Genomic DNA, 19,090 nt, shown 5'->3' with positions numbered 1-19,090 from the left:
GAAGCCCCCATGGATACCCCCGCTCTCTCGCTCGATGGCGTTCAGCGCCTCTGGAAATCCCGTTACGGAATCACCGCATCCGTTTCTCTCGACAGTCTCGTTGCACGCTCGCTGCACAACTACGGTGAATGGGTCGAACAGGAACTCGACCTGCTCAGCGGCCTGGTCCAGGACGGACACAGCGTGCTCGAGTTCGGCGGCGAGTACGGCGCGCATGCGCTGTGGCTGTCGCGCACGGTCGGCGAGAAAGGCCAGGTGCACGTTGCCGAACCGCGCCGCCTCGAGTTCCAGCAGCTGTGCGCCAACGTCGCGCTCAACGGCCTGGTCAACGTGCACACGCACTCGGTGTGGCTTGGACGCGAAACCGCAACGACGCGCCTGCTCGACGCCCGCCCGAGCCGCAACGGCAATGACGGCGAGCGCGTGCGCTGCGCCAGCGTCGACAGCCTTGGCCTGGACGCACTGAACCTGATCAAGGTCAACCTGCCCGGCACGCTGGTCGCGCTGTTGCAAGGCGCCGACGAAACGGTGCGGCGCTTCCGCCCGACGATCTACGTGCGCCTGGGCGGCATCGAACAGGCCGCAGCCGAAGTCAAAGCCCTCAAGGACGCCGGCTACCGCTGCTGGTCGCACCTGCCGTACCTGTACAGCGCCGACAACCATGCCGGCAACAGCGACAACCAGTTCCCGGGCATGGTCCACCAGAACGTCATCGCCGCCCCGATCGAAGCCCGCCTCGAGTTCGACCGCCTGCGCGAGATCTGAGCGCACCGCACCGGCAGCGTCGTGATGACGCTGCCGGCTTCATGCGAGTCAACTGCGGTCCCTCAATGCATTCGGGATCGCGGGCTGTCGTCCGCCTGGCCCGGATCCGTCTGTTCGCGCCCGGGATCGAGCGTGCCGATCACCGTCTCCAGGTTGCCGATCCGCGTCAGCAGGACCGACCGCCGCACTTCATGATCCAGTTGCGATATCGGCTCGCGATCGCCTTCCGCCAACAGCAGCAGCGCACCGTCGATGCGGTGCAGGATGTCACGCTGCAATGCCTTGTCGCCGGCCTCGAACGCCGCATCCAGCGCCACCATGTCGCAGCGGCTCGAATCCAATAGTCCCTCCAGTACCTCGCGCAGGGACGCCTCGCCGCCGAACAGCTCGGTCAGACGCGTCAGCTTGCGGGTGGTGCGCGGCGATATCGCCGTGACCTCGACCAGCGGCGTTGGCTGCGTGTGCTGCAGATGCGCCGCCAGCTTCCTGTCGAGTTCGAGCAACTGCACCGGTTTGGCCAGGAAATCGTCCATGCCGGCGTCGTGGCAGCGGCGCACTTCCTCGGGCAACGCACTGGCCGACAGCGCAACGATGGGCAGGTGACGATCGCTGCCGGCTTCCTGCTCGCGGATGCGCCGGGTCAGCGCATAACCATCCAGCACCGGCATGTGGCAATCGCTTATCAGCAGGTCGTAATGGCGCAGCGTCAACGCCTCCAGCGCCTGCTCGCCGTCCTCGACCATCGTGTGCGCGTAGCCCAGGCGCTCCAGCTGCCGGGCGATGACCGCGCGATTGGTCATGTGGTCCTCGGCGACCAGGATGCGCGCGGCGCGCGGCGCATGTACCCCGGGCAGCGGCGATGTACCCCTGGGCGGCTCCAGCCCCAGCGCGGCGCAACAGGCCTCGGCCGCGGCCACCGTCAGCAACGGACTGCCACTCAACGCCACCTCGTCGCCTTCGACCTGGAAGCCGCGCACATCGACCGAGTCGACCAGGCACAGGTAGCGCGCACCTGCCGGCAGGCGGCCTTCGCGCACCAGCTCGACGTCGGCCACGAACAGGTCGGCGTCATTGGCCGCGGCCTCGCTCAGTTCCTCCGGCCCGACTTCCATCAGGTTGAAGCCGAGCGTCGACAGCGTGTTGGCCAGTTCCCGCTCGAACATCGGGTCGCGCGTGCACAGCAGCGCCGTCTTGCCCGCAATCTGCTCGTGCGGCTCGACCTCGCTGACAACCGGCAGCGGCAACTCAAGCGTCGAGGTCGTGCCCTGCCCGCGCGTGCTGCTGACACGGACCTCGCCGCCCATCATCTGCGCCAACCGCTGGCAGATCGACAGGCCCAGCCCGGTGCCGCCGAAGCGCCGGCTGATCGAGTCCTCCGCCTGCACGAACGGCTGGAACAACCGCGCCAGCTGTCGCGGCTCGATGCCGATGCCGGTGTCGCTGATGTTGATGCGGATGCGCTGTACTCCGCGCTCCTCGCCGGCCAGCTCGATGCGCAGCTCGACGTGGCCGGCTTCGGTGAACTTGAGCGCGTTGCTGACCAGGTTGGTGATGACCTGCCGGATGCGCACCGCATCGCCCTGGTGCGTGCCGGCCAGGCGCCAGTCGATGGTCGCGTACAGGCGCACGCTCTTCTCGTGCGCCCGCGCCGAGAACAGGCCCATGACGTTGTCGGCGACCGCGCGCAGGTCGAACTCGCGCAGGTCAAGGTCCAGGTGCCCGGATTCGATGCGCGAGAAGTCGAGCACATCGTCGAGGATCTGAAGCAGCGATCCGGCCGAGTCCTGGACCATGCCGAGCATGCGCGCCTGCTCGCGGTCCATCGGCGTGTTCGCCATCAGCTCGACCAGGCCCAGCACGCCGGCCATCGGCGTGCGGATCTCGTGGCTCATCATCGCCAGGAAGCTGCTGCGTGCCGACACGGCCGCGCGCGCCGCCGTCGTGGCCTCCACCAGCGCCTGCGCCTGCCGCTTCTCGTCGGTGATGTCGGCGAAATAGATGCACCACACCACGCTGTCGTCCGCCTCATGGCGTGGCGTGCCGCTGGAGGCCCGCGTCCAGCGCATCTCGCCCTTCACTCGCACGGAGAACTCGACTTCGTGGCGGGTGCCGCTGGCAACAATCCGGTTGATCGCGGCGAGCACGGGGTCCTGCTCGTCCTGGTCGACCTCCTTCTCCTCCGGATCGGGTTCGCCCGCGGCGACCGCGTACAGCCGCCGTCCCGACCGGAGCAGTTCCGAACGCGAGCGACCGAACAACGCCTGGGTCTGCCCGGCGACGTAGTCGTACACGATCCTGCCACCGGCCTGCACGCTGATGCGCACGATCACGCCGGGCAGGCGATCGTTGGTGTCGATCAACCGCTGCTCGGACGCACGCGCACGCGCTTCGGCCTCGCGGATGTCGCTGACATCGACGAACGTGCCCAGCAGGCCACCGACCTGGTCGGGAGCGACATTGAAGCGATGCAGCCAGAGGATGACATCGCGTGGCTTGCCTCGCGGTTGCAGCGGCGGCAGCCGCATCTCCAGGCGCCGCCTGCGGCCGCTGACGAGCACGCCGATGTCGAGCCGATGGGCCCCCTCCTCGTCGGCGAGCTCCAGGTGTTTGGTCTGCGCGAGCGTGCGGTTGAGCAGTTGCGACCGCGGCACGGTGAACATCGCCTCGTAGGCCTGGTTCACCGCCTGGTAGCGGCCCTCGACGTCCTTGAAGAAAACCGGATGCGGAATGGTCTCCAGCAGGCTCTGCTGGAGGCGCAGTTGCGCGGCCAGCTCCGACTCCGCCTTGGCCTGGGCGCGCCACGCGCTGCGCAGGCGCGCATACGCCACCGCGCCGATCAGCATCAGCGCCAGTGCCGTCACCATCCCGGCCGCCACCCATGGCCACGGCACGCCATAGCGGTACTCGGTGGTCAGCCAGCGGCTGCGGATGGACTGGTGCTCGGCCTCGGTCACCCGCGCCAGCACACGGTTCACCAGCGGCAGCAGCCGGGCGTTCTCGGGCGTGATGCCAATGGAGAACTCCTGGTCGACACCGACCGGACCGGAGATGCGCAGCTTTGCCGCGTAGCGGTCGCGCAGCAGTGTGTCGATGGCCGGCAGCGTGCCGACGTAGGCATCGACATCGCCGGCAGTGACCAGGTCGAGGCCGGCTTCGTTGCTGACGACCGGCACCAGGCGCGAGCGCGGCAACGCGGCCCGGATGGCACGGATCACGCCGGCCTCCTGGCGCACGGCAACGGTCCGGCCGACCAGGTCTTCGGGGCCGACAATCGCCGTCCCGTGCTGGCGCGTGACGATGACGCCGGGAAAGTGCGCGTAGGTGCGACTGACCAGAAGGTCGCGCGCGTCGAAATCCTGCGGCAGCGTGGCGGCGACGATGTCGATCTGGCGCGCACGCACCATCTTCTGCAGGCTCGCCCAGTCCTGCGCCGGCACCATTTCCAGGCGCAGCCCGAGCTCGCGGCCGAGCAGGTCGACATAGTCGGCGGCAACACCGTCGAAACGGCCGTCGCCGTCGGCGTAGGAGTACGGGGCGCGATCGATTTCGAAGCCCACGCGCAGCGGCCGCATCGTTTCCAGCCAGGCGCGCTCGTGCGGGTTGAGTCCGGACGCACGCGGCGGCTCCGCGGGTGCCTCCTGGACCAGGCCCCAGCGCTTGCGCAAGCGTTCGATATCGCTGACGGCAAGGCTGGCTTCGGCCTTGCGCAGGATCGCCATCAGCATCGGCCGGTCGCCCGGCACTGCCAGGCTGACCGGAGCCCGCGGAATGTCGACCTCGCCGAGCATCACCAGGTCATCGTGGTTGCGCTGTTGCATCAGCATGCGCGTGCGCACCGACGTGGCGCCGATGTATGCGTCGGCCTGGCCGGCGGCGACCATCTCCATGGCGGCGCGGCCATCGTCGCTGTACAGCAGCTTCGCGCTCGGGTATCGCTCGGCCAGCCGGGCGGCCAGTCCGCGGAACCTGCGCTCGATCACCAGGCGCGCGGCGACGAGGTTCTGACCACTGGCCATGCGCGTGTCGTCACGCCTGGCGACCAGCATGAATCGACCGGCATCGTACGGCGTGAGGAACCCGAACCGATCCGGTTGGTTGACGTGGGGCGACTGACCCAGCAGCAGGTCGTAGGGCAGGTGCTCGCCGGACGGGCCATGTGCCACCTGTTCCCAGTCGACGTAGGGCCGGAAGTCGGCCTGCATTCCCGCGCGGGCAACCAGCAACCGGGCGTAGTCGACGCCGAAGCCTTCCGGCCGGCCGGCCGCCCAGGTCTCCCCGGGCAGGTGGTCGCCGATGAACACGCCCACGCGCACGTTGCGGTGGGAATCGCGCCATGCGGTCTCCTCAGGGCTCAACTGCACGGCCGGCTGGTGTGCCGATGCGGCCACCGACAAGGTGAGCAGGGCCAGAACCAGGGTCCCCTGCGTCAATCGCCACAACAATCCACGCCTGCCGTCGCCCGCGCGAGGCAGTGGGGCAGCAGGTGCCGCCAGCTTGGTCATGTCAGTAGTGGGAGTGGGTAGCAACGCGGCGCGCAGGTTAGTCGCCGCGTGCTGCCCCCACCATCAGACTCGTCTGATTACCCTGCTTGTATGTACACCGTGTTCACGCGATGCGCTGCAGGCCGCATCCCGGAGCGCCGAGTCAGCGCTGCGGGGGCGGCGGCGAGGTCTCCAGCCACTGCTCGAAACGGATCGAACCGAGCATCGGGTTCTCACCCGGTGTCAGCGAGCCGTCATCGATGGCCACACCGAAGTACTCCGCGTTGGCATCGGCGACCACTTCGCGCGATTCCTTGTAGAACTTCAGGTACTCCTTGACGAAGTCGACCATCGGCCTGCGATCGGGCCCGGCCACTTCGACCACCTGGTTCTTCGCTTCAGCCAGGGTCACCTTGGTCAGCGCCGCGGCTACGTCGGTTGCAGCCAACGGCTGGAACGCGGCGGTGGAGATGTGGATCGCCTGGTCCTTGGCGCCATCGTGGGCGATGGCATTGAGGAACTCGAAGAACTGCGTGGCGCGGAGGATCGAGTACGGCATCCCCGAATCGCGGATCAGCTTTTCCTGCGCCAGCTTGGCGCGGAAGTAGGCATTGCCCGGCTTGCGGTCACTGCCGACCACCGACAGCGCGACGTGATGCTTGACGCCCGCCGCCGCCTCGGCCGCGAGCAGGTTGCGGCCGGAGGTTTCGAAGAACTCCAGCACCGCTTTCTCTTCGAACGACGGCGAGTTGGCCACGTCGACGACGACGTCGGCGCCCTGCAGCGCTTCCTTGAGGCCTTCGCCGGTGATGGTGTTGACGCCGGTGTTGGGCGCCGCGGCAATGGCTTCGTGGCCGAGCTCGCGCAGGTTGTTGCACAGCTTGGTGCCGATCAGGCCGGTGCCGCCGATGACTACGATCTTCATGTCTGTCTCCAGTGGGGGGTGACTCGAATGTCCTGCCAGGCGGGCGTCGTCCACGCCACTACGTCAGCCGTTCCGGCAGCGGACGGGTCCGCTCGAAGCCGAACCGGGTGTACACCCAGGTAAATGCGAAGAATCCGAAATAGATGGCCACCAGCACGCGGCCGATCCAGTTCTCGATGGCATTGACGTCGATGCCGTCGCCGAGCAGGCGCGGCAGCAGCTGCGCCATCGCACCGATGCCGATGAAGCCCAGCACCACGAAGGCGACGGCGAACAGCCCGAGCGCGAGCTTGTAGGCACCTCCGCGGTAGCGGATCGAGCGGACCTTGCCGCGATCCAGCCACGGCATCAGGAACAGCACGAAGATCGCCAGGCCCATCACGATCACGCCGCTGAGCTTGTGCGGGATGACGCGCAACATCGCGTAGTACGGGGTGAAGTACCACACCGGCTTGATGTGCTCGGGCGTTACCAGCGGGTTGGCTTCGGTGAAGTTGTCGTGCTCGAGGAACAGGCCGCCGACGGTCGGCACGAAGAAGATCAGGAATGCGGCGACCAGGATGAACACCACCGTGCTCAGCAGGTCCTCGACCGTGTAGTAGGGATGGAACGGGATGCCGTCCAGCGGCGTTCCGTCCGGTCCGATCCTGTCGTGGATGTCGATGCCGTCGGGATTGTTGGAACCGACCTCGTGAAGCGCCAGGATATGCACGGTGACCAGCAGCAGCAGGATGATCGGCAAGGCCACCACGTGCAGCGAGAAGAAGCGGTTGAGCGTGGCGTCGGCCGGCACGTAGTCGCCCATCACCCACTGCTGCAGACTTTCGCCCACCACCGGGATCGCGCCAAACAGCGAGATGATCACCTTGGCGCCCCAGAACGACATCTGGCCCCATGGCAGCACGTAGCCCATGAAGGCTTCGGCCATCAGCACCACGTAGATCAGCATGCCCAGGATCCACACCAGCTCGCGCGGTCGTTTGTACGATCCGTACAGCAGCGCGCGGAACATGTGCAGGTAGACGACCACGAAGAACAGCGAGGCGCCGGTGGAATGCATGTAGCGGATCAGCCAGCCCCACTCCACGTCGCGCATGATGTATTCGACCGACGAGAACGCCTCGGCCGCCGATGGCTTGAAGTGCATCGCCAGGAAGATGCCCGTCACCAGCTGGTTGACCAGCGTCACCGCCGCCAGCCCGCCGAACAGGTACCAGATGTTGAAGTTCCACGGCGCCTGGTAGCGGCTGGTATGGGCGGCGACGAACGAGATGACCGGCAAGCGGTCCTCGACCCAGGCCAGCAACGGGTTCTTCGGGTAGATGCGGACGATCTTCAATGCCATGGACGTGCCCTTCCGCGTGCGGCGGTCAGTCGGCGTCGCCGGCGCGCGACGACTCGTTTTCACAAGCAAGCGCCACGACGTGATCGATGCCATCCCTGAACATCTTTGCGTAGGGGCAGATGCGTTCGGCGTTGCGGACCAGCTCGGCGGCGAGCGCGCGCTCGACACCGGGGAGGGCGACGCGGATCTCCGCCGACAGCAGGAACAACCCGTCCACCGGATCGCGTGCGAATGTCACCGCGGTATCCACCGTCGCGTCGGTGAGCTCCACTCCCGCCCGTATCGCCAGCAGCTTGAGCACGCCGTGGAAGCAGGCGCCGTAACCGGCCGCCAGCAGCTGTTCCGGGTTGGTTCCGCCACCAGGACCATCGAGCTCCACCGGCAGGCGCAGACTGACCTGCAGCGCGCCGTCATCGGAGCAGACCACGCCCGACGCGCGGCCATGCGCCGCTTCGCCACCGGTGACCCGTACGCGCCCTGTGTAGATGGTCTGCGCGTCTTCTCCGTAGTACTTGTCTAGCAGGCTTACCGGTGGTGGCTTCAGCTGGCTCATGGGATGCGCGTGTCCCTGTCGTTGTCGTCATGCACGAAGCAGATCCGTCTCCGTGCCTCGTCCCTGCGTTGGCTACCGCTCTGGCCGGCGCCGCCTTGCCTCTGCTGCCGGCGGGCACGCCCGCCGCGCAGAGATCCGTTGTGAGTTGCGATGCTAGGAGGGTGACCCGGTCGGCAGTAGCCCTGCGACCGGATGCACGATGTTTCCCCGCGTGCACCAATCGCGCCGGGTCAGGCGCGGGCCGGGTCAGGCACGTGCGACGGCGACGTTGTCGCGCAGCAGGTCGCCAGGCGGCGCGCGCTCTGCCGCCGCACCCGCTGCGGGCGCGGCGTCGGCGTCGGCGTGGAGCCGTGGCGGCGTGGTGGCGCAGTCCAGGTCCAGTGCGCGCACCTGGGTCGTGATGAAGTCGATGAAGGCGCGGATGCGCTTGGGCAGCTGGCGCCGGCTCAGATAGCACAGGTAATGGCCGCGATCATCCGGTGCGAACTGGGCCAGGCAGGTCACCAGCGTGCCCTTGCGCAGCTCGTCGCGGACCTCGAAGGCGGGCAGCTGTGCCAAGCCCTGGCCGCTGAGCAGCGCGTGCAGCATCAGGTCATCATCGTTGAGCACGATGTCGGCCTGCGGCGTGACGCTGCGCGGGTGACCGTCGACCTTGAAATCCCAGCTGCGCAGGCGTCCGTTCGGCATCCGCCGGTTGATGCACGCGTGCGCGTCCAGCTCCTCGACCGTCGTCGGCAGCCCATGCCTGCGCGCATAGTCGGGCGAGGCGCATACGAGCATCTGCATCGGGATGAGCTGCTTGGCGATGACCTGGCTGTCGTCCAGGCGTCCTTCGCGGAAGGCGACATCGACGCGGTCCACGGCAAGGTCCGGGGTTCGCTCGTCGAGCAGCAGTTCGATGCCGATGCCGGGATAGCGCATGTGGAACTCGCTCATCAGCGGCGCGATGACCTTGCGGCCGAATCCGTGCGTGGCACTGATCCGCAGCTGCCCGCGCGGCGGACCGTCGCGCAGGTCGCGCATCTCTTCCAGCGCCTGCATGATGCGATCGACGCCGGGGCGGCAGTTCTCGTAGAACAGTTCGCCTTCGGCGGTGAGCGTGGTCGAGCGCGTCGTGCGCGAGAACAGGCGCGCGCCCAGCTGGCTCTCCAGCTTCTGCACGCTGCGGCTGACGGCCGAGCGCCCCACGCCGAGGCGGTCGGCCGCCCGCGCGAAGCTGCCTTCGGTGGCAACGGTGATGAAGGCCACCACGCCGGCATAGCTCGCCGAGAAGGTGGACGACAACGGGTCGGGCCGGTCTGGCCTGTCGGGAGATGTCTGTGTGGCGATCCGCGGCACTGAATTCATTTCGATGGCGCCTCTTTTTCGGTCAATGGCTGCATGTGCGCCAGCGCGTGTTCGCGGGCGCACTCGACATGGGCCCGGCAGAGGTCTGCCGGTTCTCCGATCAGCCATGCGATCTCCTCGTAGCTGGCCTCGAATACTTCATGCAGCAGGTACGCGGCGCGGGTATCCGGCGCCATTGCGTCCAGCACGACCATGAATTCGGACCAGACCCGATCAGCCTTGGTAGGCATGGATTGGGTTCCTTGTGGCTGTCGTCATGCATCTAGGTCGTGCCAGCGGGCACGCCTGTGACAGCGCACCTGTGAAAGTACACCCGGAAGGCGCACCGCTGCGGGCGCTTCGTGCTTTGTGACAGCCCATTGGTGCGCCGCGCTCAACACCGCGCGTCCGGTGGGCGATCTACCGGTGCACCGCCGCGGTGCCTAGATTGGCGGCCAAGCAGGACGGCATCCGCCAGTCCTCCACTGTTCCACTACGGAGACTCCGCCGTGAGCCAACGCCTCGACTACCAGAAGCAATCCCCCGAACTTTTCAAGAAATTCGTCGAATTCAGCATGTTGACGTCCAAATCGACGATCGAGCAGTCGATCCACGACCTGGTCAACATCCGCGCCTCGCAGCTCAACGGCTGCGCGTTCTGCCTCGACATGCACATCAAGGAGGCCACCATCCACGGCGAGCGTCCGCTGCGCCTGCATCACGTGGCCACCTGGCGCGAGTCGCAATTGTTTGCACCGCGTGAACGCGCCGCGCTGGCCTGGACCGAAGCCGTGACCCAGCTGTCGCCGCTCGGCGTGCCCGACGACATCTACGAGCGCGTGCGCACGCAGTTCTCGGAGAAGGAAATCGTCGACCTGACCTACGACGTGATGGCCATCAACGCCTGGAACCGGATCAACGTCGCCTTCCGCGCCGAGCCGGGCACCGCCGACAAGGCCTTCGGCCTCGATAAGGCTGGCCTTTCCTGAGCGCGATCCCTGAGAGGAGAACCACGATGCGCATTCACCATTCCCTGGCGCTGACCGCGCTGCTGCTGTCAGGCACGGCCCTTGCCGGCACGGCCCTGGCCCAGGACAAGCACGCCGGCCACGCCGCGCCGGCCCCGGTGGTCAAACCAATCCTGACCAAGGCCCTGCCCGAGTATCCGGGCAAGGAAGGGCTGATCCTCACGGTCGACTATCCGCCGGGCGGCTCCTCGCCGCTCCACCACCACGATGCCCACGCGTTCGTCTACGTGATCGAAGGCTCCGTGGTGATGGCCGTGCAGGGCGGAAAGGAAGTCACCCTGACGGCCGGACAGAGCTGGAGCGAATCGCCCGGCGACATCCACACCGTCAGCCGCAATGCCAGCAACGACAAGCCCGCCAGGTTCGTCGTGTTCATGCTCAAGGACGTCGGCAAGCCGGCGGTGATCCCCGGTTCCTGAGCGGCCTGAAGCACCCATCCGTTCCAACCTCCGACCACTCATCAGGAGTCACGCGATGCGCATTCCCCATTGTCTGAGCGTGGCCGCACTGCTGTTCTCGGGCAGTGTCGGGGCCCATGGCCTGCAAGGTAACGACGCTCCTCCCCCCGTCGTCACGCCGGTCATGACCCAGGCACTGCCCGAGTACCCCGGCAAGGAAATGCTGATGATCACCGTGGAGTACCCGCCCGGTGGCGCCGACCCGGTCCATCGCCACGATGCGCACGGATTCGTCTACGTGCTTGAAGGCTCGGTCGTGATGGGCGTGAAGGGCGGCAAGGAAGTCACGCTGATGCCCGGGCAGGCCTTCCACGAGGGGCCGGCGGACGTGCACACGGTCGGACGCAACGCCAGCAAGGACAAGCCCGCCAAGTTCGTGGTGTTCCTGCTCAAGGATGCGGGCAAGCCGGCGCTGATTCCGGTTCCCTGACCGCGCCGGTGCCTGTGGCGCTCGGCGGCCTCCACGCCCGCCGAACGCTTTTCCCGCCACAATCGCGTCTTCTGCCGGGTCCCGGGGCCGCATGCAAGACGCCACCGACATCTTCACTCGATTGCGGCCACGCCTGCTTGGCGTGGCCTATCGCATGCTCGGCTCACTGGCTGAAGCCGAAGACATCGTCCAGGACGTCTGGCTGGGCTGGAACGACGCCGACCCTGCCGACATCAGCGACCCCGAAGCCTGGTTGATCACCACCACGACGCGGCGCTCGATCGACCGCCTGCGCAAGGCGCGCACCGAGCGCGAGCACTACTCCGGGATCTGGTTGCCCGAGCCGGTACTCACCGAGGGTCCGACCACGCCCGAAGAGATCCAGGAGGCCTCGAGCGACCTGTCGATCGCGTTCCTCACCGTGCTGGAGCGACTGTCGCCGGAAGCCCGCGCCGCATTCCTGCTGCGCGAGGTGTTCGATGCCGACTACAGCGACATCGCCGCGACGCTCGACAAGAGCGAGGCGGCGGTCCGCCAGATCGTGCATCGCGCCAAGACGCAGCTGCGCGAGGAGCGTCCGCGTTACATGGTGTCGGCCGAAGCCCACCAGCGCCTGATGCGGCGCTTCGCCGAAGCGTGGAGCAAGGCCGACTTCCAGGGCATGAAGGAGATGATGGCCGATTCGGCGACCCTGGTTGGTGACGGCGGCGGTATCGTCACCACCTTCCCCGAACCGGTGGTCGGCGGGCAACGCATCGCGCAGCTGCTGTTCGCCGCGTCGGTGCGCGGCAAGGATGCGCTGGAGATCCGCCTCACCACCATCAATGGCCGGCTCGGCGTGCTGCGCTATATCGATGGCCACCTGGAGTCGGCGCAGTCGTTCGATACCGATGGCGAGCACATCACCCAGGTCTACGTGCAGCGTAATCCGGAGAAGCTCCGACGGATCGCCGCCAACCAGCCATCGAAGCTGAGTTAGGCGGCAACTACTCTTCGAACGGAGCACCTTGCAGCGCGTCGACCATCGACGGCGCGCGGTAGCCTGGTACGAAGCGCTCGCCGAAGTCGCGGGCGAAGTTGTCGTAGGTGATTTCCGGGTGCCGTTCGCAGATGCCGCAAACGGCCTGGGTGAAGCGCTGCTTCATCTGCAGCCGCGGAAACTCCGCGACGATCCGCGCGATCTGTTCGGCCGGGAGGCTGTCGAAGCCCCACCCGCCCCAGTCCAGCGCCACGCCCAGCACGCACAGCGCGGCTTCGGCCTCCTTGTGCAGGCAGATGGACGGCGTGGAGTTGAGCGCGATGCTGTCCCAGACCAGCTGGGAGCGGCGCTCGTCGACACCGAGCTCGCGAACGAAGGCCCGCGCCGTGTTCGCCCCTTCCACTTCAAAGCGCAGCGCACCGCTGGCCAGCGGCGTCAGTCCGATGTCGTGCAACAGCGCCGACACCGCCAGGACTTCGGCGTCGTACGGCTCGCCCTTGTTCTGCGCGATGCAGGCGGCGAACAACCACGAGCGCATGACGTGGTTGAACAGGTACGGATCGCAATGCGCGCGGGCGAACTCGATGGCGCGAGTGACCAGCGCGGTGTCCGGCACCGGAACACCCGCGACCAGGCGAGTTGGCAATGGCGAGGGCGCGTTCGCGGTTGCGGTGGTGCGATTCGACGTCGTCACGGCTTCGGTTCCGCTGTTGGCCATGGCGCCAACCTACGCGCGAGCTGCTGCACCCGGTAGCGTCGGCACCGGCCTCACCGTGTTGCCTGCGCGGAACCAATACCCTGCCCGGCCACGCGCGGCGGACATTGGTGCGCCACGGACAACATCGTGCACCCGCCCGCGTGCCTACCGCATCGCCCGCGTGGTTTCCATCATGTCTTTGACAGCCGCCCATGCGCTGCCGCCATCCCCCACGAGGTACCACGACATGCAATCGATCACCACGAAAGACGGCACCGAGATCTCCTACAAGGACTGGGGAACCGGTCAACCGATCGTCTTCCATCACGGCTGGCCGTTGAGCGGCGACGACTGGGACGGACAGATGCTGTTCTTCCTCGAACAGGGCTATCGCGTCATCGCTCACGACCGCCGTGGTCACGGCCGTTCGAGCCAGACGGCCACCGGCAACGACATGGACACCTATGCCGCCGATGTCGCCGAACTGGTCGCGCACCTGGACCTGCGCGATGCCATCCACGTCGGCCACTCCACCGGCGGTGGCGAAGCCACGCGCTACGTCGCCCGCCACGGCGCAGGTCGCGTCGCCAAACTGGTGCTGATCGGTGCGGTGCCGCCGATCATGGTCAAGACCGACGCCAACCCGGACGGCCTGCCACGCGAAGTGCTCGACGGCATCCGCAAGGACATGGCCGCCAATCGCGCCGGCTACTACTGGGACTTCCCGGTGCCGTTCTACGGCTACAACCGCCCGGGCACCCCGCTCTCCGAACCGGTCCGCGCCAACTGGTGGCGCCAGGCCATGATGGGCGGCGCCAAGGCGCAGTACGACTGCATCGCGGCCTTCTCCGAAACCGACTTCACCGACGACCTCAAGAGCATCGAGGTGCCGACGCTGGTGATGCACGGCGACGACGACCAGATCGTGCCGATCGGCATCTCGGCGATGCTCTCGTCCAAGTTGCTGCGCAACGCCACGCTGAAGGTCTACAAGGGCTATCCGCACGGCATGTGCACGACCCATGGCGAGGAGATCAACCGCGACCTGCTGGCGTTCTTCCGCAGCTGACTGCCTGCGCGTGCCGGTGATGCGTCACCGGCACGCGGTAGGACTGGGAGCTCACCATTCGCTGTCATCCCACTGACACAGGTAGTGGGTCTCCAGGCCGATGCGGCTCTGGTTCAAGGCTGCGCGCGGCAAGCGGATGCGCAGCAGGCGGATGGCTGCACGGTGGCCGTCGAACGTGGCCGGCACGCGTACCCGGCACGAACCCTCACCATGAATGACGATTTCCCCGCGCGGGAATGACACCGCCCTGACATCGGACCAGTGCAGGCGCCGCGAATTTCCGAGGATGCTCAGCGCAGTGACGCCTCCGATTCCGATGCGGACACGGTGGCCGACGCCGTCCACCCAGGCGATGCCCAGATAGATCGCAACGACCAGGGTGAGGATCGCGGGAGCCTTCGAGCCAAGGGCGCAGATCGCGATGATCACCACGGCGCCCATCGCGGCCAGTCGCCAGGCGCATCGTTTGCCCATGCGCAGGGTCAGCACTTCGCCCGCCAGCAGGCTGCCGCCCTGGTCCGGCCGGAACGAGTCACTGGCAGCTTGCGTTGACCTGTCACCGATCTCGACAACGTGGTCACGGGAGCCGCGGCCGTGTGTGATCTGCTCGGCGCGGGCGACCGCTGACCTTCTCGCATTGAGCAGAGCCTCCCCTTCGGGCGGCACGAGCGTTACCACCTGGGCACCGGGGGCGCCGGCCCTGGAATTGCGATCGACGTGCTGTTGGCTGATGGAACCAGCAGGATTTCTCATTCAGGCGGTCCTGGTCGAGCGAGCATTCAGCACCTTCCAGGGACCGTGGTCGAGCGGTCCGCGCGCCTTGCCGAGGCAGGAACCGATTCCGTCGATCTGGTGACGCATTCTTAGCGCGGGTGCAGCGATCCACATAGAGGAAACGTCCGAAAATGCTGTGACAAGGCACACACGCGCTGCGTTGCAGGCGAGTGCCATTGCCGGTGATTGCGTTGGTGCTTCAGGACCGGTGACTACGAATGGGAGCATTCCCATGGATCGCCCGGCGCGGCTCTGCCACAGTCTCGTCAGCGCGGATGCGATTCACGCCTCGCGTTGGAGATCAACCCTTCGGGTCGAGACTTCCATTGTCATCTTTCGGACGTACCGTGCCAGCAGGTCGTCCGGTTCACTCCTTGTCCGCATGTCCATCTCAGAGTCCGACCTCGTTCGCATCACGCAGGCCATTCCTGCCAGTCGCGTCCATCGCTGCCGCGCGCGTACATACGCGCAGCCAGCAGCGGGAGACCTCGCAACGGTGGTCTTCAAATACCCGGCAACCGGGATCAGCCCGCAGCTGCTGATGGTCGAGTGCACGCAAACCGATGGTGCGCGCCGGTGGCTGGCGGACGTGTACGCCTTCGAGCTTGAAGTCGCGCACAGCGTGACGATGGCCGCGTAGCAGCGGGACTCAGCCAGGCCTCGGCTCTTCGCGGAACTCGATGTGGTTTCCGACGAAGCGCCAGACGCCATCCTCGTCCAGTCTGAACGACACCACTTCCAGTCCCGTGCGGTCGTCATCGAATGTAATTGTGAATTCGGAACAGGCGTAGACACCCGGCGGCAGGCCATTGACGCCCGACTGCACACTGATGCCACGGCTGACCAGGTGCCATTCGCGACGCCGCACCTTTCCGGCGGCCTTCCGCCGCGCCGACACGCCATGCGCGAACTCGTCGCAGCTCAGCAGTTCCTTGACCGCAACCGACGCCGCACGCCATACCTGTTGGCCGTGACCGGCATCGAGGGCAAGCGCCATCCGCAGGCCGGCATCGCGCAGCGCGCTCGGCTCGATGTCGTGGTCGGCATCGAGCGATGGATGGGAGGTCTCGTACATGGTGGTTTCCTGCGCTACCAGACAAGTCCTTTGTAGCGATTCCCGAACACCCGGCCCATGGGACGAATCCCATTGTTTCCGGCAACCATCGCAGCCCCGCCACCTGACCGGTGGCGGGTTCGCATGACGTGCCCAGGATCAGCGCCTTCAGCGCGCGCGGCCGCGCGTGAGCAGGTTGATGACCAGCAGCAACGCCGCCGCGCCGATGAAGGCGGTGATCAGGAAACCCAGCCAACCGCCGCCGAATCCCAGCCCGAGCTTGGGCAGGAACCAGCCGCCCAGGAAACCACCCAGGATGCCAACGACGATGTTGAGGAAGATGCCTTGCGATGCGTCACGGCGCATCACGATGCTGGCCAGCCAGCCGGCGATGCCACCGACGATGAGATAGATCAGGAAATTCATCGGAACAGGTCCTGCTTGGGGTGTCGAACCACGATAGGACCCAATCGCATGCATCGCCATGGGCGAACTTCTCAGTCGTTCGCGAGCTACCAGGCTCTACAGGTCAAGGGAGAAGTACTGAGCTTCATGCACCATGCCCTTCCTCAAACAGAACCTATGGGCGTCAACGCGTTTCGCGCCAGACACCAGGCGCAACTGTCGGCAGCCTTCAAGCCTGGCTTGATCGACCAGCCAGTCGAACAGCGATGCAACCAATCAGATCCGGCATCAGCCTTCCTCATCGAGGAACTCGGTACGCGCGCCCTGCTGCTCGAAGGTGAGGTTCACCGTGCGGCCGATCGCCCGTGTGCGATGCACGGTGCCCGCGGGCACGACGATGAATTGCCACGGCGCCAGTTCGACCGTCTCGCGTCCAGCGAGGTCGATCTGCAGGCGGCCTTCGACGACGAGGAACAGTTCGTCGGAATCGGGATGGCGGTGCCAGCGATACTCGCCCTCGAACACCGACAAGCGCATGCAGTCGCCATTGACGTTGGCCAGCACATCGTTGCGGTACGCCTCGGTCACGGTCGCGTGCAACGCGCCGACGTCCACGACCGTCAGCCCGCCGAAGCGGGCCGTCTGCGCGGAGTAGTCATCCGGGGAGGGGAACTGCGACCTCATACATGTCTCCCGGTTCGGTTGAACCATGGCAAGTGGTCATGTACTTGGATACTACGAACGGACGCGGCGGAGGCATAGTCCGCCGACGCCCCGGTTTACGACGGCCTTATTCCACCGTCACCGACTTGGCCAGGTTGCGCGGCTTGTCGACATCCGTGCCACGCGCCAATGCGGCGTGATACGCCAGCAACTGCACCGGAATCGCATGCACGACCGGCGACAGCACGCCGACGTGGCGCGGTGCGCGGATCACGTGCACGCCGTCGGACGGGCCAAACTGGCTGTCCTCGTCGGTGAACACGAACAGCTCGCCGCCGCGCGCGCGCACTTCCTGCATGTTCGACTTCACCTTTTCGAGCAGGCTGTCGTTGGGCGCGATCACCACCACCGGCATGGTCGCGTCGACCAGGGCCAGCGGGCCGTGCTTGAGCTCGCCGGCCGGATAGGCCTCGGCGTGGATGTAGGAGATTTCCTTGAGCTTGAGCGCGCCTTCCAGTGCGATCGGGTAGTGCACGCCGCGACCGAGGAACAGCGCGTGCTGGCGCGGCGCGAAACGCTCGGCCCAGCTGACGATCTGCGGCTCGAGGTTGAGCGCGTGCTGGACGCTGCCCGGCAGGTGGCGCAGGGCCTCCAGGTACTCGGTTTCTTTCTCGGGCGACAGGCGACCCTGCAGCTTGGCCAGCGTCGCAGCCAGCGTAAACAGGGCCACCAGCTGGGTCGTGAAAGCCTTGGTCGAGGCAACACCGATTTCGGCGCCTGCGCGCGTGTAGTAGACCAGCTTGCTGGCGCGCGGGATCGCGCTCTCGGGCACGTTGCAGATCGACAGGCTCTTGTCGTGACCCAGCGACTTGGCGTACTTGAGCGCTTCCATCGTGTCGAGCGTTTCGCCCGACTGCGAGATCGTCACGATCAGATGATTCGGGTTCGCCACCGCCTTGCGGTAGCGATATTCACTGGCGATCTCGACGGAGCACGGAATGCCGGCGATCGCTTCGATCCAGTAACGCGCGGTCATGCCGGCGTAGTAGCTGGTGCCGCAGGCGAGGATCTGCACGCCATCGCATGCGCCGAGCACCTGCGCGGCATTGGCGCCGAACAGCGCCGGCGAGAAGCCGGTGCCGTCCATGACCGCTTCGATCGTGTCGGCGATCGCGCGCGGCTGCTCGTGGATCTCCTTCTGCATGAAGTGGCGGTACGGGCCCAGCTCAAGCGAGGCCAGCGACACGTCGGAGACATGCACTTCGCGCTCGATCGGCTCGCCGTTGATGTCGAACACGCTGACGCCTTCGCGGCGGACATCGGCGGTGTCGCCTTCCTCCAGGAAGATCACGCGACGCGTCGACTGGATGATCGCCGAGACGTCGCTGGCGATGAAGTTCTCGCCCTCGCCCAGGCCGACCAGCAGCGGGCAGCCCATGCGCGCGGCAATCATGCGGCCCGGCTCGTGCTTGCTGACCACCGCGATCGCATAAGCGCCGGTGAGTTCGCGCACGGCGAAGCGCACTGCCACCAGCAGGTCGCGACCTTGCGACTGGTAGTAATGGATCAGGTGGGCGATGACTTCGGTGTCGGTCTGCGACTCGAAGGTGTAGCCAAGACCACGCAGGCGCTCACGCTGCTCTTCGTGGTTCTCGATGATGCCGTTGTGGACCACGGCCAGCTCGCCGAAGCTGATGTGCGGGTGCGCGTTGGCTTCCGTTACGCCGCCATGGGTGGCCCAGCGGGTGTGGCCGATGCCGAGGCTGGCGTGGAAGTCTTCGGCCTGCGCCGCCGCTTCCATCTCCGAGACCCGGCCAGTGCGACGGACGCGACGCATGTCCTGGCCGTCGAACACGGCAATACCGGCCGAATCGTAGCCCCGGTACTCCAGGCGCTTGAGGCCTTCGATCAGGACCGGCACCACGTCGCGATCGGCGATCGCGCCAACAATTCCACACATTCGGCGGCACTCCTCAGATGTCTGGTTAGTTTAGCCGGGGCCGGGCTACCGCCGCTGTACGGCGGACACCCCGGTGTCCGCGCGGACACCGCGGACACCCTTCACGTCGGCCAAGCCCCTGATTTCAATGGATCAGGCGGTGGCACGGTTCGTGCGTTGTTTAAACGCATTCCTATTC

The 19,090-nt window shown here is 66.5% G+C and carries 19 protein-coding genes; 7 read left to right on the top strand and 12 right to left on the bottom strand.

Annotated elements, in window-relative coordinates; all coding sequences use genetic code 11:
• The first annotated feature begins 9 nt into the window (after window positions 1-9).
• Window positions 10-765 carry an FkbM family methyltransferase gene (locus HIV01_RS16240; protein WP_200608870.1) on the top strand — a complete coding sequence of 252 codons (756 nt, stop codon included), beginning with the start codon at window positions 10-12 and terminating at the stop codon, window positions 763-765.
• Window positions 766-827: 62 nt separating this feature from the next.
• Here the strand turns inward: HIV01_RS16240 and HIV01_RS16235 are convergent, their stop codons facing one another.
• The 6 genes from HIV01_RS16235 to HIV01_RS16210 all read right to left on the bottom strand — a co-directional run bounded on the left by HIV01_RS16235 (window position 828) and on the right by HIV01_RS16210 (window position 9,646).
• Window positions 828-5,195 (bottom strand): ATP-binding protein, encoded by a 4,368-nt coding sequence (locus HIV01_RS16235; protein WP_207527012.1) that lies wholly within the window; start codon window positions 5,193-5,195, stop codon window positions 828-830.
• A 214-nt stretch (window positions 5,196-5,409) separates the two neighbouring features.
• Complete coding sequence (locus HIV01_RS16230; protein WP_200608874.1) at window positions 5,410-6,171, bottom strand: SDR family oxidoreductase; 762 nt, start codon at window positions 6,169-6,171, stop codon at window positions 5,410-5,412.
• Between the two features lie 58 nt (window positions 6,172-6,229).
• A complete protein-coding gene (locus HIV01_RS16225) occupies window positions 6,230-7,510 on the bottom strand; it encodes a cytochrome b (RefSeq protein ID WP_425600286.1) in 1,281 nt (426 codons plus the stop codon).
• A 31-nt stretch (window positions 7,511-7,541) separates the two neighbouring features.
• Window positions 7,542-8,069 carry an Ohr family peroxiredoxin gene (locus HIV01_RS16220; RefSeq protein ID WP_200608878.1) on the bottom strand — a complete coding sequence of 176 codons (528 nt, stop codon included), beginning with the start codon at window positions 8,067-8,069 and terminating at the stop codon, window positions 7,542-7,544.
• A gap of 246 nt (window positions 8,070-8,315) precedes the next feature.
• Window positions 8,316-9,353 carry a LysR family transcriptional regulator gene (locus tag HIV01_RS16215; RefSeq protein WP_245156843.1) on the bottom strand — a complete coding sequence of 346 codons (1,038 nt, stop codon included), beginning with the start codon at window positions 9,351-9,353 and terminating at the stop codon, window positions 8,316-8,318.
• A 59-nt stretch (window positions 9,354-9,412) separates the two neighbouring features.
• On the bottom strand, window positions 9,413-9,646 hold the full coding sequence (locus HIV01_RS16210; RefSeq protein WP_200608882.1) for a sigma factor-like helix-turn-helix DNA-binding protein: 234 nt from the start codon (window positions 9,644-9,646) through the stop codon (window positions 9,413-9,415).
• Between the two features lie 258 nt (window positions 9,647-9,904).
• Between HIV01_RS16210 and HIV01_RS16205 the strand changes: the two genes are divergently transcribed.
• The 4 genes from HIV01_RS16205 (at window position 9,905) to HIV01_RS16190 (ending at window position 12,290) form a co-directional block, all read left to right on the top strand.
• Window positions 9,905-10,384 carry a carboxymuconolactone decarboxylase family protein gene (locus HIV01_RS16205; RefSeq protein WP_200608883.1) on the top strand — a complete coding sequence of 160 codons (480 nt, stop codon included), beginning with the start codon at window positions 9,905-9,907 and terminating at the stop codon, window positions 10,382-10,384.
• Window positions 10,385-10,410: 26 nt separating this feature from the next.
• On the top strand, window positions 10,411-10,842 hold the full coding sequence (locus HIV01_RS16200) for a cupin domain-containing protein (RefSeq protein ID WP_200608884.1): 432 nt from the start codon (window positions 10,411-10,413) through the stop codon (window positions 10,840-10,842).
• Between the two features lie 55 nt (window positions 10,843-10,897).
• Complete coding sequence (locus HIV01_RS16195) at window positions 10,898-11,311, top strand: cupin domain-containing protein (RefSeq protein WP_200608885.1); 414 nt, start codon at window positions 10,898-10,900, stop codon at window positions 11,309-11,311.
• Window positions 11,312-11,402: 91 nt separating this feature from the next.
• Window positions 11,403-12,290, top strand: a complete 888-nt coding sequence (locus tag HIV01_RS16190; RefSeq protein ID WP_200608886.1) for an RNA polymerase sigma-70 factor — start codon at window positions 11,403-11,405, stop codon at window positions 12,288-12,290.
• Window positions 12,291-12,297: 7 nt separating this feature from the next.
• On the opposite strand, the gene HIV01_RS16185 is transcribed toward HIV01_RS16190, so the two are convergent.
• Window positions 12,298-13,008, bottom strand: coding sequence for an HD domain-containing protein (locus tag HIV01_RS16185; protein ID WP_200608888.1), 711 nt, complete (start codon window positions 13,006-13,008; stop codon window positions 12,298-12,300).
• A gap of 226 nt (window positions 13,009-13,234) precedes the next feature.
• On the opposite strand from HIV01_RS16185, the gene HIV01_RS16180 reads away from it, so the two are divergent.
• Window positions 13,235-14,056 (top strand): alpha/beta fold hydrolase, encoded by an 822-nt coding sequence (locus HIV01_RS16180; RefSeq protein WP_200608890.1) that lies wholly within the window; start codon window positions 13,235-13,237, stop codon window positions 14,054-14,056.
• Window positions 14,057-14,107: 51 nt separating this feature from the next.
• Here HIV01_RS16180 and HIV01_RS16175 read toward each other — a convergent pair whose 3' ends face one another.
• Window positions 14,108-14,809, bottom strand: coding sequence for a PH domain-containing protein (locus tag HIV01_RS16175; protein WP_200608892.1), 702 nt, complete (start codon window positions 14,807-14,809; stop codon window positions 14,108-14,110).
• A gap of 403 nt (window positions 14,810-15,212) precedes the next feature.
• On the opposite strand from HIV01_RS16175, the gene HIV01_RS16170 reads away from it, so the two are divergent.
• A complete protein-coding gene (locus HIV01_RS16170) occupies window positions 15,213-15,470 on the top strand; it encodes a hypothetical protein (RefSeq protein WP_200608894.1) in 258 nt (85 codons plus the stop codon).
• 9 nt (window positions 15,471-15,479) lie between these two features.
• Here the strand turns inward: HIV01_RS16170 and HIV01_RS16165 are convergent, their stop codons facing one another.
• The 4 genes from HIV01_RS16165 to glmS all read right to left on the bottom strand — a co-directional run bounded on the left by HIV01_RS16165 (window position 15,480) and on the right by glmS (window position 18,912).
• Window positions 15,480-15,905 carry a DUF4019 domain-containing protein gene (locus tag HIV01_RS16165; RefSeq protein ID WP_200608896.1) on the bottom strand — a complete coding sequence of 142 codons (426 nt, stop codon included), beginning with the start codon at window positions 15,903-15,905 and terminating at the stop codon, window positions 15,480-15,482.
• Between the two features lie 147 nt (window positions 15,906-16,052).
• Complete coding sequence (locus HIV01_RS16160) at window positions 16,053-16,310, bottom strand: GlsB/YeaQ/YmgE family stress response membrane protein (RefSeq protein WP_200608898.1); 258 nt, start codon at window positions 16,308-16,310, stop codon at window positions 16,053-16,055.
• A gap of 267 nt (window positions 16,311-16,577) precedes the next feature.
• Window positions 16,578-16,973, bottom strand: coding sequence for a cupin domain-containing protein (locus tag HIV01_RS16155; protein ID WP_200608900.1), 396 nt, complete (start codon window positions 16,971-16,973; stop codon window positions 16,578-16,580).
• 106 nt (window positions 16,974-17,079) lie between these two features.
• Window positions 17,080-18,912 carry a glutamine--fructose-6-phosphate transaminase (isomerizing) gene (gene glmS, locus HIV01_RS16150; RefSeq protein ID WP_200608902.1) on the bottom strand — a complete coding sequence of 611 codons (1,833 nt, stop codon included), beginning with the start codon at window positions 18,910-18,912 and terminating at the stop codon, window positions 17,080-17,082.
• Window positions 18,913-19,090: the final 178 nt, after the last annotated feature.

The sequence above is a fragment of the Lysobacter arenosi genome, from assembly GCF_016613475.2.
In the GTDB taxonomy this organism is placed as follows: Bacteria; Pseudomonadota; Gammaproteobacteria; order Xanthomonadales; family Xanthomonadaceae; genus Lysobacter_J; species Lysobacter_J arenosi.
The sequence above is the reverse complement of the archived record's forward strand: the minus strand, read 5'-3'. Positions and strand labels throughout refer to the sequence as shown.